This is a genomic window from Tenacibaculum litoreum, from assembly GCF_964513915.1.
Taxonomy (GTDB): Bacteria; Bacteroidota; Bacteroidia; order Flavobacteriales; family Flavobacteriaceae; genus Polaribacter; species Polaribacter litoreum.
On record NZ_CAZEQS010000003.1, the window covers coordinates 551,303 to 565,452 of the forward strand.

12 protein-coding genes are annotated in these 14,150 nt (G+C 32.8%); 3 read left to right on the forward strand and 9 right to left on the reverse strand.

Annotation, left to right across the window (positions count from 1 at the left end):
* Positions 1 to 69 precede the first annotated feature (69 nt).
* The 7 genes from ACKTTR_RS08630 to ACKTTR_RS08660 all read right to left on the reverse strand — a co-directional run bounded on the left by ACKTTR_RS08630 (position 70) and on the right by ACKTTR_RS08660 (position 6,359).
* The gene (locus ACKTTR_RS08630) at positions 70 to 309 is read right to left on the reverse strand and encodes a hypothetical protein (protein WP_408027458.1); all 240 of its coding nucleotides are present in this window, start codon (positions 307 to 309) and stop codon (positions 70 to 72) included.
* 63 nt (positions 310 to 372) lie between these two features.
* Positions 373 to 1,569, reverse strand: a complete 1,197-nt coding sequence (locus tag ACKTTR_RS08635) for a hypothetical protein (RefSeq protein ID WP_408027459.1) — start codon at positions 1,567 to 1,569, stop codon at positions 373 to 375.
* 84 nt (positions 1,570 to 1,653) lie between these two features.
* The gene (locus ACKTTR_RS08640; RefSeq protein WP_408027460.1) at positions 1,654 to 4,101 is read right to left on the reverse strand and encodes a M1 family aminopeptidase; all 2,448 of its coding nucleotides are present in this window, start codon (positions 4,099 to 4,101) and stop codon (positions 1,654 to 1,656) included.
* 118 nt (positions 4,102 to 4,219) lie between these two features.
* On the reverse strand, positions 4,220 to 4,780 hold the full coding sequence (locus tag ACKTTR_RS08645) for a DUF4252 domain-containing protein (RefSeq protein WP_408027461.1): 561 nt from the start codon (positions 4,778 to 4,780) through the stop codon (positions 4,220 to 4,222).
* 56 nt (positions 4,781 to 4,836) lie between these two features.
* Complete coding sequence (locus ACKTTR_RS08650; protein WP_408027462.1) at positions 4,837 to 5,352, reverse strand: DUF4252 domain-containing protein; 516 nt, start codon at positions 5,350 to 5,352, stop codon at positions 4,837 to 4,839.
* Positions 5,353 to 5,392: 40 nt separating this feature from the next.
* The gene (locus ACKTTR_RS08655; RefSeq protein ID WP_408027463.1) at positions 5,393 to 5,863 is read right to left on the reverse strand and encodes a hypothetical protein; all 471 of its coding nucleotides are present in this window, start codon (positions 5,861 to 5,863) and stop codon (positions 5,393 to 5,395) included.
* Positions 5,850 to 6,359, reverse strand: coding sequence for an RNA polymerase sigma factor (locus tag ACKTTR_RS08660; protein ID WP_099214276.1), 510 nt, complete (start codon positions 6,357 to 6,359; stop codon positions 5,850 to 5,852). Before ACKTTR_RS08660 ends, ACKTTR_RS08655 begins: the two co-directional genes overlap by 14 nt.
* Before the next feature lie 158 nt (positions 6,360 to 6,517).
* Between ACKTTR_RS08660 and ACKTTR_RS08665 the strand changes: the two genes are divergently transcribed.
* Positions 6,518 to 7,966, forward strand: a complete 1,449-nt coding sequence (locus ACKTTR_RS08665; protein WP_408027464.1) for a S41 family peptidase — start codon at positions 6,518 to 6,520, stop codon at positions 7,964 to 7,966.
* Positions 7,967 to 8,017: 51 nt separating this feature from the next.
* Here ACKTTR_RS08665 and ACKTTR_RS08670 read toward each other — a convergent pair whose 3' ends face one another.
* Both ACKTTR_RS08670 and ACKTTR_RS08675 read right to left on the reverse strand, forming a co-directional pair.
* Entirely contained in the window at positions 8,018 to 8,911 is an 894-nt protein-coding gene (locus tag ACKTTR_RS08670) for a DUF72 domain-containing protein (protein ID WP_408027465.1), read from the reverse strand.
* Positions 8,908 to 9,867, reverse strand: a complete 960-nt coding sequence (locus ACKTTR_RS08675; RefSeq protein ID WP_408027466.1) for a patatin-like phospholipase family protein — start codon at positions 9,865 to 9,867, stop codon at positions 8,908 to 8,910. Before ACKTTR_RS08675 ends, ACKTTR_RS08670 begins: the two co-directional genes overlap by 4 nt.
* A 150-nt stretch (positions 9,868 to 10,017) precedes the next feature.
* Here ACKTTR_RS08675 and ACKTTR_RS08680 point away from each other — a divergent pair, with 150 nt between their 5' ends.
* Both ACKTTR_RS08680 and ACKTTR_RS08685 read left to right on the forward strand, forming a co-directional pair.
* Positions 10,018 to 11,064 carry a WD40/YVTN/BNR-like repeat-containing protein gene (locus ACKTTR_RS08680; protein WP_408027467.1) on the forward strand — a complete coding sequence of 349 codons (1,047 nt, stop codon included), beginning with the start codon at positions 10,018 to 10,020 and terminating at the stop codon, positions 11,062 to 11,064.
* A 76-nt stretch (positions 11,065 to 11,140) separates the two neighbouring features.
* A complete protein-coding gene (locus tag ACKTTR_RS08685) occupies positions 11,141 to 14,086 on the forward strand; it encodes an amidohydrolase family protein (RefSeq protein WP_408027468.1) in 2,946 nt (981 codons plus the stop codon).
* The last annotated feature ends 64 nt before the right edge of the window (positions 14,087 to 14,150 follow it).

The window sequence follows — 14,150 nt, forward strand, 5'->3', positions numbered from 1 at the left end:
CGCTATAAAAATTAAAAAGCTCCTGCTATTAACAGGAGCTTTTGATTTAATATGAATTACTATACTATTTTAGTATTGCTGTTCTTCACCTCCACAATTACCAAAAAAATCACCATGAGCTAAATGCGCTTTTAAAGCATTTTTGCTAATAGTTATTGAATGAACATTGCTAGGATTTCCTGGCGGTACGTGGCAAATAGTAACTTTTGAATCTTTACCTTTTGAATCTTTACTCTTTAAAGTAGATTGATTCGTTAACAAAGGAGCTAAAAAAAAGCTAAAGCTAATAATTAACGTTGTAATTTTCATATTTAATATAATTTAGGGATTAATCGCTCAAATATAGAAAAAAGTAACTAATCAGCAACAAAACTAATTTCTAAACTTATTTCGTGTAATAATATGCTTGAGCTTCTGTTTTAAGTCAGTCCCTGTATCATACACCATTTGTTCGTTAGAAGGAAAATCAACTGAAGTTTCATCAAGTAACTCTATAAATGATTTATCCAACGCCCTTCTATCTCCATCATAATCAGCATAAATATGTTCAAAAACAAACTCACTTTGTATAGGGAAACGTTGTAGTAACTGATTTGTTCTATTATCAATATACTTTACAACTCCCGTAACCTTACTACTCTTAAATTGCGTAAACTGATAAAATGTACAACGTATTCTTTTAAACTTATCTACTTTAATTTTGTTTCCTAAACTGTCTTTTACATAGTTTCCGTTATTATCTCGTAAATACTTAAACCCATCTTTTATGCGTCGCTCTTTAATAACTTCCTTTTCGTGTACTTGTTCAGGAGAGATTATAATATCTCTAAAATCTAGCTCTAAATCAAAATCATAACGAATACTTCTATCTTTTTTAGCGTGATATTGTGTCCATAAATCATTCAACCCATAGGTATCAATTGCTAATAAATCTCTTTCTAATCTTCTAGGAATTATTTGATCTGTTCTATTTCTAACAGAAACATGTACATAATCAATTCCTTTAGCATGTGCTTCTTCTATTAAGCTTCTTGTATCTCTATAATTAGGACTAATCTTGTCTAAGTGTCTTAATTCGTCAAAAGCTCTTCTGTAATTAATCTTGTTTCTATCTCCTTCATTTAGTAAGGCTACACCATTTTCGTACAAGTAACCAGCATAGTTTTCTTTTGCTGCAAGAATTCTATCAGAATAATTAACAAGTTTAAACTTGGCATTTCTTCCTGAAGATAAAATTCGTAATGGCAATAATGGCTTTATTCTCTCTTGTCTGTTATTAAGACGTTGATACAACGTGTAAATTGTTTCAAAGTTTTCAGGATTTTGCTCTTTCTCTAAAAAAGAAATTCGATCTAAATCTCTATCCGTTGCTTTTCTAAAAGCTTCCTGAAGCATTAGAACATGCGGTTGGTTTTTTTCTTTGGTTTTGTTTTTGGCTAACTTCTCAATAGATAATGAAATTGCCTTATCATAATTACCAGAATTAAGGGCTTTCTCAGTAGTTTTTACACTACTACAAGATGCTAATACTAGTACCGATAAAATAAGTAGTAAAGTAGTTTTTCTCATAAAGTTTAAGTTTCGCAAGAAAATTCAATTATTGTGCCAAAACTAAGTATTCTTTTTAACTTAAACTTTATGATTTTATACTATTTATTCAAGTAGCTTCGCCATAGCTATCTGAATAACTTTAAGGTGCTTTTCTTTGTTTGATGGCTTATTAGTTTTTTGCATTTGAGCCATTTGACGTAATAGGTTAACTCCTACCTGATCAAAATTATATTGTTTGTATTGAAGTCCTTTAGCTACAATATCGTCTGATAGGTTTTGAATAGCCTCTGTATTATTACTTTTTCCAATCTTATCAAATGCTTTTTTATACAATGATTGAATTTTCTTGTTTGGACTTAAAAACATTCCAGACATTACGTTACTTGCAATAAAACTTAACTCTTCATCATCGTTTTCTTCTAAATAAATACGTGTTAATGGTGTTGCAATAATCTTTTTTACTGCTAAAGGCAATGTTTTTGATTTTTGAATTGCTAACTGCTTATCGATATAATACATTCCTACCAACGACTTTCCTAATACTGAGTACGATTTACTTTGTAAACCTTTTTCAAATACTGGTTTTAATGCTGGATCTGTTAACTTCCCTAAAGTTTCAATTGCAGCTGCCTGCACTAAAGTTTTTGAATCGTTCTGAGCTATTTTCATAATTTGATCAATCACATTCTTTTTTGAATATTTATTGATTAAATTAATGTTCTCCAACGCTAAAATTCTGATTTTGTAAAAATCATTATCTAAAGCTTCTGCAACAGCATTAAACGCTTTTTTATCATCTTGATGTTTTGCTACTTCTAACAAAGCTTCTCTTTTATGCACGTAGTTTTGAGCATATTTTAATTGATGAATGTAATCGCTCAATACTTTATTCTCGTTAATATCACACAACAATACTCCGTCTGCATTTACTTGAATTAAATCTGGATGGTTGGTAAAAGGAAATGTAAACGACGCATCTCTTCCTTCAACAAATACATTATGCCTTGTTCTTTTACTTCCTTCAAATACATCAATAGCAAAAGGAAACCTAAACTCATTCATTTGAGTTTGAATAATATTTACGGTTACTGTTTTTCTTAGTTTATTAAAATCATAAGAAATAGATAGTTTTGGATGTCCGCTGTTAAAATACCACTGGTTGAAAAACCAGTTTAAGTCTTTACCACTTACTTTTTCAAAAGCTAAACGTAATTGATGCGCTTCTCCTGTTCCGTACTTATTATCTGTTAAATAAGTATTCAATCCTTCGTAAAAAGCTTCGTCTCCTAAATAGTTACGTAACATATGTAATATAGCGCCCCCTTTGTTGTAACTAACCGCATCAAACATATCTTCTTTATCATCGTAATAAAAACGAACTAAATGTTTATCAAAGTTTTGTCCGTTTTTATAACCTTCAATATCTTCAAACAAGTGTGCGTCTGCTTCATCTTTTCCATATTTATGCTCTAACCATAAATACTCACTATAATTAGCAAAACTCTCGTTCACAGTTAAGTTACTCCAACTTTCGGTAGTTACTAAATCACCAAACCAATGATGAAAAGCTTCGTGTGCAATTGTGTTTTCTTGTACATTTTCATCAATTAATTGTCCAGGTGTTTGATAAGCTCTTTCTCCATGAATTACAGCTGTGGTATTCTCCATTGCACCACTTACATAATCACGCCCTACAATTTGCGCATATTTATTCCATGGATATTCAATTCCTGTAATTTTTGAAAAGAACGCTAACATTTCAGGAGTATTCCCAAAAATTTCTTTTGCATACGGAGCGTACTCCTTTTCTACATAATAATCTACAGGAATATCCTTGTATTTGTCTTTAATAACCTCATACTCTCCTACTCCCATAAAAAATAAATACGGAGCGTGTTTTTGAGTAAAATTCCAATAATCGGTACGAGTTCCATTGGCATTTGTAGTTTGCTTTTCTAATTTCCCGTTAGAAAGCGTTACATACTTTTGCGGAACAGTCATATAAATTTCTTGTGATGTCTTTTGGTTGGGAGCATCAATTGTTGGAAACCAACAACTACTAGCTTCGGTTTCACCCTGCGTCCAAATTTGGGTTGGTTTGGTTTTATCAAAACCTGTTGGATTGATAAAGTACAGTCCTTTTGCTGATGTAATAGCAGCACTTCCTTTTTGCTTTACCCTTTCTGGTCGCGCCGTATATTTAATATATAGTGTAAACTCTTCATTTCGCTTATAGGTACGAGGTAAGTTGATAATTAACTCATAGTCGTCATAATTATACTCTAATGGTTGATTATTCATTGTTACTTTATGAATAATCATTGCTTTTGCATCTAACGTAACCTTATCAGTTTCATAAAAGTGAGGTGTTAAGGTTACCCATTCTTCCCCATTCATTTCTTTTTCTTGAAAGTTAAAATCTACTTTTAACTTCGTATGAACTAGATTATGAACTTTATCTCTTTCAGCTCTATATACTTTATTTGATTGGGAAAATAAGCTTACTGTAAAGAAAACAGCGATAAAAACAAGGAGTTTGTTAAATTTCATATGTTTTTGTTTAGAGTTCAAAAATATGAAATTCTATTGGGAGGCTTGTTAATGAGCCGTTAAAAAGAAAAAGCCATCAGATAATCTGATGGCTTTTCTATATTTTCAATACTAATTTTTATTCTGTTTCTTCTGAAGAGCGATGCTTTTCATCAAAAATCATTTTGAATTGCTTTAAGTCTAAATTTCCAGCATCCATTTTAGCTTTTTGCATCATTTGAAGAATTTTCCCTGGATTCATATTTTCTCCCAGAACACGAGCAACTCCCACTCCCATTTCTTTTCCATAACCAAAAGCTACGATTTCGTCAATAGCATCAGCATCTCCAGAATAGTAGATTGCTGCATTGGCTCCATCTTTTTTAAACTTCATTAACTGTTTATAGTTAGATTTTTCTAAGATAGATTTTAACTTCTCCTTCTCTGCTTCATAACTAGCTTCATCTAAGTTCTTATAAGGAACTCCAGTAATGTTTATTTTTTTAATACTTTCATACGCTTCTTTATCTTGTTCAGATGCCTTGTCCATACTTAACTGTAATACACTAGCTGGTACATCAAACGTAATGAAGCCTTCTTTTTCTTGGCTTTCTACCAAATAGCTTTGTAAAGATTCTGTTTTACAAGAAACTGTTACAAACGCTACTAGTAACATTGAATATATAAATAGTTTTTTCATTGTTGTTAGTTTTTGATTAAAAGCAGCGTTAACGAATTAACGCTGCCTTGTTTGTTTTATTTGTTTTTCTTTTCGTCTTTAGAAAACGTCTCTGCTAATTTTGACATTTTATTGATGTCGATATTACCAGTTAACGAAACTATTACAGATTCTGGTGATCCACCATTAGAATTTTTGTCTTTTACAAACATTAATACTTCACTTACAAAGTCTTTGTTTTTTGTAGACTTTACATAGATTTTAACACGAGAATCTTTGTCTTTTACACGCATTAACTCTATTAAATTATTCTTTTTAATGGCAGACTTTACCATGCTTTCCATTTGAGCAGATACTTTTGCACTTTCAGTTGAAAATACCTTTAATTCTTGTAAGTCTTGAATCATTTTAAAAACCTCCATCGCTTCATTGTCTTCTGATTCTACTTTGAATTTAGATAAAATCTCAAAAGCATCTTTATTTACTACCACTGATGATACCTCATCTAGGTCTTCTAATTTATCGAACATTGATTGCCCGAAACTAACATTAGCTATAAATACGAATGCGAATAATAATATTACTTTTTTCATGATTTTCCTGGTTTATAAGTACTTGGTTTTACTTTCTTAATTAATTTACTGTGTTTATTACTTTGTTTACTGTTTCTTCATAGGTTCCTAATTGTTCAATAGCATCATTCCCTTTTTTTAGGTTGTTTGAAACTGCATATAATGCATCGTTTCCTTTGTTTAAATTGACTGAAACTAGTTGCAACGCTTCTTTAATTTGTGCAAACTGTTTACGTTGTTGATACTTTTTGTACTCTTCATTACCCATGAATACACTAAATAGTAAGACTACTGACGCTGCTACTGATAACCATTTCCAGTTCTTCTTAGTTTTCTCAGGTTTTAACTGAATGGTTTTCGTAAAGGTTTCGTCTTTACTTTGTTTAAAATAGCCAAACATCATACTATATTCTTGCAAATGCGGTGCCACGTTGTTTGAGGTAAAATACTCTTGTAACGTTTGCTCTTCTTGCAATGTTGTTTCTGCGTCTAGGTATTTATCTAATAACTTCTCTATGTTAGCTAACTCCATAGTTGTGTTGTTTTATTAATTCTTGTCTTATTGCTTTTCTAGCTCTTGATAATGCTACTCTTACAGCTGTCGGTTTCATATCGACCATTTTACATATTTCATCAAAATCATATTGTTCAATATCTCTTAACTGTATGATTATTTTTTGCTGCTCTGGTAACTTCTCAATTAGCTGATGTACTCGGTTTACACTATCGTTATGTTCTACTCTCTTTTCTAAAGGAGTATCTTTCTCTTTATAGTTACTATGAACCAATGTTAAATTACTTGCTTGTTTAGACTTTAATCTGTCATAACAATAATTCTTCGTCATGGTCATTGCAAACGCCTCTACATTTTTATAATTAGAGAGCTTCTCTCTATTTCTCCACAATTTAAAGTACAACTCTTGTGTAGCGTCCTCAGCTTCTTCGGTAGAAACCAACAATCTTTTCGCTAAACGAAAGACTTTGTCTTTAAATGGTAATACAACTTTTAAAAAGTCCGATTGGTTCATGGTTTGGTTAATTAGTTCTGTAAGCCTATTAAAACAATCGCGTCTTATTTAACAGGTTTACATATCTACGACGATGCAGTTTCAAGTTTGTTACATCAATAATAAAAAAAATAATATTATTCAGTAAATTGCGTTGTTGTTAGAACTAATATACTCTTATGAAATTACTTAAAGCATCCCTTATCGTCTTATTTTCAATACTACTTGTTTCATGTAGTGAAAAAGACGATGCACCCAAAAATATTGAAGTTCAAAATTTTGTTTGGAAAGGTTTAAATGCCTACTACTTATGGCAAGACTTAGTTCCTGATTTAGCAGATAGACGTTTTAGTACCGATAATGAGTTGTATAGTTATTTATCAGCGTATGACGATCCTGCTAATTTATTTTACAATTTATTGTACATGCCTAATGAATATCCAAAAGATCCTAATAGAACATATTCATGGATTGTAGATGATTATATCGCTTTAGAAGAAGCTTTTGCTGGTATACGCTTAACAAGTGGGATGAAACTAGAGGGAGCTGACTATGCTGATGGTTCTGGAGGCTATTATATATATGTATACGATGTTGTTACTGGTTCTAACGCCGATGCACAAGGAGTAACTCGTGGAATGATTATTACTGAGATTAACGGAACAACCATAACCAGAGGTAATGTAAATGATTTATTAGATAATGATACATTCACTATTCATTTAGCTAATTATAATGGAGGGAATCCAGTTAGTAATGGAACAACTATTACAGTTACGAAATCTCAAGTAACAGAAAATCCGATAAAAGTAACCAATGTAATTACAGACGGTAGCCATACCATTGGATATTTAATGTACAATCAATTCTCTAGAAACTTTGATGGAGAGTTAAATGCTGAATTTGCTAAGTTTCAATCAGCAGGTCTTACCGACTTAATCATCGATTTACGTTATAATGGTGGTGGGTCTGTACAAACAGCTACCTATTTAGGAAGTATGATTACAGGACAGTTTCCTGGCGATTTGTTTGCTAAACAAGTATGGAATCATAAAGTAATGGAGGTAACAAACCCTGATTTATTAATCAATAACTTTACAGATCAGATCTTAAATAAAAACCAACAAGGAAATGTAGTGTTAGATGAAGCAATTAATAGCCTAAACCTAACTACTGTATATTTTATAGTATCTGATGATTCTGCCTCTGCTTCAGAATTGGTTATCAACTCACTTAAACCTTATATTGATGTAAAGTTAGTAGGAACTCAAACTTACGGAAAGCATGTAGGTTCTATTACCTTATACGATTCTGACGATTATACTCGTAATGGTGACAACTTAAAGAGCCACACTTGGGCAATGCAACCCATTGTATTAGAAATTCAAAATGTAGATGGTGAAAATGCTCCTGAAGGATTTATTCCTGAGGTTATCATTGATGAAGATCCAGGTAACTTAGGTATTTTAGGAGATCCTAACGAACCTTTATTACAAAGAACCATTCAATACATTACTACAGGAGCAAAAGGAGTACCTACCATGAAAAAAGGAGTTCAATTCTCTCCATCATGGAACTCAAACATGACGCGTCCTGATTATAACAATATGTATGTGGAGTTGAAATAGAGAACTAAACAATATAAAATAAAATCCAGCTTATTCAGCTGGATTTTTTTATTACAACAAACTCATTTGTTGATTATTCTCTTCATTAGGAATCTTTAAGTCTACTCCTAACTCTTTGTTTAGCTTTTTTATAAAATACCCTGCTAATAAAGGTGATTCTACTTCTAAATTTTGATGGATAAAAAAGTGAATGTTCTTTAAACCTAAATCATTCCACTCTTTTAAACGAACTACCCAATCATCTAAACGTGTATAATCTGACGGGTGATTTGCTCCAACATAACGAACAAAAGCTTCGTTATTCGTTAAACGCATATGCATCATATCTCTTCTACCTGCTGTATCAACTAATACATTGGCTATGTTATGTTCTTCAAACAACTGTGTAAACTCTTCAAACACCGTTTTATCTTCGAACCAATCTGGGTGACGAACCTCAATAGCTAATGGTATACCTTTAGGCCAACTTACTACAAAGTTTTGCAGTCTCTCAAAGTTTTTATTGCCAAAATTAGCGTGTAACTGTAAAAAGATGGTACCCAACTTTTCCTGTAAATGTGAAGCATTGTCTAAATACACATTCACTGCATCTTGTACCCCCTGTAAACGCTTCCAGTGGCTTATCTCCTGTCCTAGTTTTGGAAAGAATTTAAAGTTTTCAGGAGTTTTAGCTTTCCACTTTTCAAACTGTTCTGCTGGAAACTGTCTATAAAAAGTAGCATTGAGTTCTATCGAGTTAAACTGTTTCGAATAATATCCCAATTCATCCTTGGTTCCTCTCGGATAAAACCCCTTTAAATCAGCTTTATTCCATTTTGCACAACCCACATACACATTAGGCGTACCACTATTTTCAAAAGAGCTTAACAGTTCTATTGTTTTGGGGTGTGTTTCTGGTAATGTAAAATCTATTAATTCTGGATGTTCTACTTTTCCAAACTTCATACTTCACTATTTTCTATTCCTTCCTCTATTTCCTGATTATCTACCATCTCTGGTCTAAACTCTGTCATTCTATCATCATTCAGTTTTTGGGCGTACTTATAACCTGACTTCCACCATTTCTTCATTTTCTCTTTATCAAAAACTAACGAGTTGGTTGTTAATACCGTTGGCGTATAGTATAAATTCAGCTTTACATTATGTTGTTTTGCAGAAAGCTTTCCTATAGTAATATTATGTCGCTCAACATTCTCTAACATAAAATCAAACGTATCCATCATCAGTGAAAAAGGGTTTTTAGCAGGCAGTCTATTCATTTGAGTTACTTCCGTTGCTAAAATAATAGCATCTACCTCTGTAGCTCCTCTTGCTATGGCTTCACGTATAGGTATTAAGCTTCCAAAACCTCCATCAGCATACTGACAATGATCTTTTTCTAACAAACTCATAAAAGGCACATAATTACACGAGCCCCAAATCCAATCGCAAAAATCTTCATACTCACACTCTAAAATAGATTTGTACTCAATTTGATTCGCTGTTAAATTAGATACTGTTACTACAACCTCTTTATTCAGCCTTCTAATTTCATCGTACATTTCTCTAGTAACACTTTTACTTATAAGCTTTCGTAAATTCTTACTCTCACCAAAAGTTTTACGACCATTTAAAAAATTCCAAAAAGTATTTCTATGTCGTATAGAAACCACTTTTTCTCCATGTACCGATCTTACTCTAAACGGACTGTTACTAAAAATAGCTTTTTGATTTACCGAAGTATATATTTCTTTAAGCTCATCAACCATACCCAAAGCCAAATGCGAGACCATTAAACTACCTGTTGATGTTCCTAAAAGCATATCGTAATCTTTTTCTTTATTCTTCATTAAGTACTGCGCAACACCGCCTGCAAAGGCTCCTTTACTTCCCCCTCCTGAAATTACTAAGGCTTTTTTCATTGATTTAAGTTTGGTTTTCCTATTTTTAGTTCTGTAAAAATATCAAAAATATGGAACCAACATAGGTAAAGTAAACTTTCTCTACATGTTTACTAATTATTTTAAATTCCCAAGGTTGCTTATTCCATTTAAAACAACTAAAACAAACACATGAAACGATTATCACTCCTTTTCTTATTTTCTTTAACAATACTATCCTGTAAGCAAGAAAAGAAAGCCCCAAGAACTTTTGAAACTATAAAAATTACCGAGTTTAAACAAGATAGCACAAGTATTAGAGCCATACTGGCTATTAGTAACGATGAATTGATTTTTGCAGGCTCTAAAGGAGATATTACAACAACAAAAGATGGTGGTAGAACATGGCAAACACAAAGTTTAAAGTATAACGACACTATTATTCCACACTTTAGAAGCATTGCCAAAAACGGTGAAAACATATTTGCCTTATCGGTAGCTAATCCAGCCTTACTATATAAAGGAAATCAAAACAAGTATGAATTGGTATATACAGAAGAACACGAAAAGGTTTTCTATGACTGTATGCAATTCTTTGCCGATGGAAAGCATGGTATTGCCGTTGGTGATCCTACAGAAGATTGTCCGTCTATTATTCTTACCTCAGACGGAGGAAATACATGGACAAAACTACCTTGCTCTCAACTACCTACTTTTGAAGAAGGAGAAGCTTTCTTTGCTGCTAGTAATACCAATATTGCTATTGTTAACAATACCGTATGGATAGGTTCTGGAGGAACCAAAGCACGTATTTTAAAATCTACCGACTTTGGAAACACTTGGGAGATTTTTGATACTCCAATTGTACAAGGTGATGGACCACAAGGAATTTACTCTATTGATTTTTATGATGAAAACCATGGAATTGCTATTGGAGGAAACTACTCAAAGCCTGAAGATAATTGCGCTAATAAAGCCGTTACTACAGATGGTGGTAAAACATGGACACTCGTAGCTAATAACACCAATCCTAATTACAAAAGCTGCGTACAGTATGTACCTAATACCAACGGAAATGAAGTTTTTACAGTCGGAAAAACCGGAATATCATTTTCTAACGATGGTGGGCATACTTGGAAACAAATAAGCAAGGAAAGCTACTATGCTATTCAGTTTATTGATAGTAATACTGCTTGGTTATCTGGTCATGAAAAGATTGGAAAGCTAGTTCTTAATTAATTCTTAATGTTTTGTTAAAAGGAATTGTTTTCCTTTTTAACTCTATATTTTTATGAGCTAATCAACTCAATTTTAAATGAAAAAAATACTATTCTTACTCTTATCCTTGTGTATTAGTACTTCTTTTGCACAAGAATACTTTCCTACCAATACAGGAGTAAAGTCATCCAAAAACAACGTGTATGCATTCACCAATGCTACCATTTATGTTACTCCTACACAATTAGTAAAAAAAGGAACACTACTTATTAAAGACGGAAAAGTTGTTTCTGTAGGCAAATCGGTTACCATACCTAACGAAGCACAAGTAATTAACTTAGACGGAAAATCTATTTATCCTTCTTTTGTAGATGCCTATTCAACCTTTGGTATCGCAAAACCTAAACGTGAAAGTGCTCGTGGTAAAAGACCACAATACGATGCTGGTAGAAAAGGATATTACTGGAACGATCATATTCGTCCTGATGTAGACGCTGCTGCTGAGTTTAACTTTGATGCTAAAAAAGCCAAAGAATTACTGTCTTTAGGTTTTGGTGCTGTAAATACACATCTAGAAGACGGTATCATGCAAGGTAACGGAATTTTAGTTGCTTTAAACCCTAATAGTTCTGATGCTTACAGAATATTAGACAAAGAATCAGGAAACTACTTATCGTTTTCTAAAAGTGCTAAAACACGTCAAAGCTACCCTACTTCACGCATGGGAGCTATGGCATTATTACGTCAAACTTATTTAGATGCCGATTGGTATGCTAAAGGAAATGCAAAAAACACCGATTTAGCTTTAGAAGCTCTAAACAATAAAAAAGAGTTACCTCAAATATTTAATGCAGGTGGATATTTAGACAATATGCGTGCTGATAAAATTGGTGACGAATTTGGAATTCAATATACCATTGTAGGTGGAGGAAATGAATATGAAAGAATCAATGATATTAAAGCAACCAATGCTACCTATATTCTTCCTATTAATTTTAGAAAAGCTTACGATGTATCAAACCCTTTCTTAGCAGACAAAATTGCGTTAAGCGATATGCGCTCTTGGAATCAAGAACCAGCAAACCCTTCAATTTTAGCAAAAAACAATGTTTCTTTTGCGTTAACTACTTACAAGTTAAAAAAGGCTAAAGAATTTAGTAGTAACCTTCAAAAGGCTATTGCTTACGGATTAGATAAAACTACAGCTTTAGAAGCATTAACTACAGTACCTGCCAAGATTTTAAAGAATGATAAAATAGGAAATTTGAAAGCTGGTAGTTATGCAAACTTTTTAATTACCTCTGGTGATATTTTTGACAAACAAACAACTTTATATGAAAACTGGGTACAGGGTGGTAAAAACACCATTAACTCAATGGATATTAAAGATATTACAGGTAAGTACACATTAACAGTTAACGGGAAGTCATATGATGTGACCATTACTGGTAAAGGAGCTAAACAAACAGCTGCTTTAAAAAGTGGAGATAAAAAGATAAACAGTAAATCATCTTTTAGCAACGACTGGTTGCATATAGCTTTTAAAGATGGTGACAACTATACTCGCTTAACAGCATTTGTTAAAAACAAACAACAAATTACAGGCACAGCTACTGACAATAACGGAAATGAAAGTTCTTGGAATGCTACTTATACTGGAAAAGCTGATGCTAAAAAGAAAGGCGACAAGAAAAAAGAGACTACTCCTGAAGTAGTAGCTGTTTCATACCCTAACATCGGATTAGGAAACCCTACAGCTCCTCAAAAAGAAACTATTTTAATTAAAAATGCTACGGTTTGGACTTCTGAAAACAAGGAAGTACTAAAGAATACCGATGTATTAATTAAAAATGGAAAAATAGCTAAAATAGGTACCAACTTATCTTCAAGAGGTGCAAAAGTTATTGACGGAACTGGTAAGTATGTGACCGCTGGTATTATTGATGAGCATTCACATATTGCTACTTCAGCAGTAAACGAATCAGGACATAACTCAACAGCTGAGGTTACTATTGAAGATGTTATCAACCCTAACGATGTTAATATTTACAGAAACATTGCGGGTGGTGTTACTTCTATTCAAGTATTACACGGTTCTGCGAATCCAATTGGTGGACGTTCGGCAATTATCAAACTAAAATGGGGAGAGAATGCTGACGGAATGTTATACAACAACACACCTAAGTTTATCAAGTTCGCTTTAGGTGAAAACGTAAAACAATCTAACTGGGGAGATTTAAATACCATTCGTTTCCCTCAAACACGTATGGGAGTTGAACAGGTATATATCGACTACTTCCAAAGAGCGAAAGAATACGATGCTAAAAAGAAAAGCGGACAACCATATCGTAAAGATATTGAGTTAGAAACCTTAGCAGAAATCATTAATAAAGAACGTTTTATTTCTTGTCACTCTTACGTACAATCAGAAATTAATATGTTGATGAAGGTTGCAGAACAATTCAACTTTAATATCAACACCTTTACCCACATTTTAGAAGGATATAAAGTAGCTGATAAAATGAAAGAACACGGAGTTGGTGGTTCTACTTTTGCTGACTGGTGGGCTTATAAATACGAGGTTAACGACGCTATACCATACAACGCAGCTATTATGCACAACCAAGGTGTTACGGTTGCTATTAATTCTGATGATGCTGAAATGTCTCGTAGACTGAATCAAGAAGCCGCTAAACTAATTAAATACGGAGGTTTAAGCGAACAAGAAGCTTGGGCTACAGTTACTATCAATCCTGCTAAATTATTACACTTAAACGACCGTACAGGTAGTATTAAAGAAGGTAAAGATGCAGATGTTGTAGTATGGAGCGGAAATCCGCTTTCAGTATATTCTAAAGCAGAAAAAACAATTATTGACGGAGCTATTTATTTTGATATTGAAAAAGACTTAGAAAAGCGTAAAGCTATTAAAGCAGAACGTGCTAAGTTAATTAACATGATGCTACAAGAGAAGATTAAAGGAGGTAAAACACAAGCTCCTAAAAAGAAAACTCAGAAATTATTTCACTGTGATACAGAATAATCCTCACATAAGAATTTAGTAAGATTAACTACTGTTTGTTTTAACAAACTACAAGTATAAACTA

Coding starts and splice junctions, on each gene's coding strand:
- ACKTTR_RS08630 (WP_408027458.1), bottom strand. CDS start 309: ATGAAAATTACAACGTTAATTATTAGCTTTAGCTTTTTTTTAGCTCCT.
- ACKTTR_RS08635 (WP_408027459.1), bottom strand. CDS start 1,569: ATGAGAAAAACTACTTTACTACTTATTTTATCGGTACTAGTATTAGCA.
- ACKTTR_RS08640 (WP_408027460.1), bottom strand. CDS start 4,101: ATGAAATTTAACAAACTCCTTGTTTTTATCGCTGTTTTCTTTACAGTA.
- ACKTTR_RS08645 (WP_408027461.1), bottom strand. CDS start 4,780: ATGAAAAAACTATTTATATATTCAATGTTACTAGTAGCGTTTGTAACA.
- ACKTTR_RS08650 (WP_408027462.1), bottom strand. CDS start 5,352: ATGAAAAAAGTAATATTATTATTCGCATTCGTATTTATAGCTAATGTT.
- ACKTTR_RS08655 (WP_408027463.1), bottom strand. CDS start 5,863: ATGGAGTTAGCTAACATAGAGAAGTTATTAGATAAATACCTAGACGCA.
- ACKTTR_RS08660 (WP_099214276.1), bottom strand. CDS start 6,359: ATGAACCAATCGGACTTTTTAAAAGTTGTATTACCATTTAAAGACAAA.
- ACKTTR_RS08665 (WP_408027464.1), top strand. CDS start 6,518: ATGAAATTACTTAAAGCATCCCTTATCGTCTTATTTTCAATACTACTT.
- ACKTTR_RS08670 (WP_408027465.1), bottom strand. CDS start 8,911: ATGAAGTTTGGAAAAGTAGAACATCCAGAATTAATAGATTTTACATTA.
- ACKTTR_RS08675 (WP_408027466.1), bottom strand. CDS start 9,867: ATGAAAAAAGCCTTAGTAATTTCAGGAGGGGGAAGTAAAGGAGCCTTT.
- ACKTTR_RS08680 (WP_408027467.1), top strand. CDS start 10,018: ATGAAACGATTATCACTCCTTTTCTTATTTTCTTTAACAATACTATCC.
- ACKTTR_RS08685 (WP_408027468.1), top strand. CDS start 11,141: ATGAAAAAAATACTATTCTTACTCTTATCCTTGTGTATTAGTACTTCT.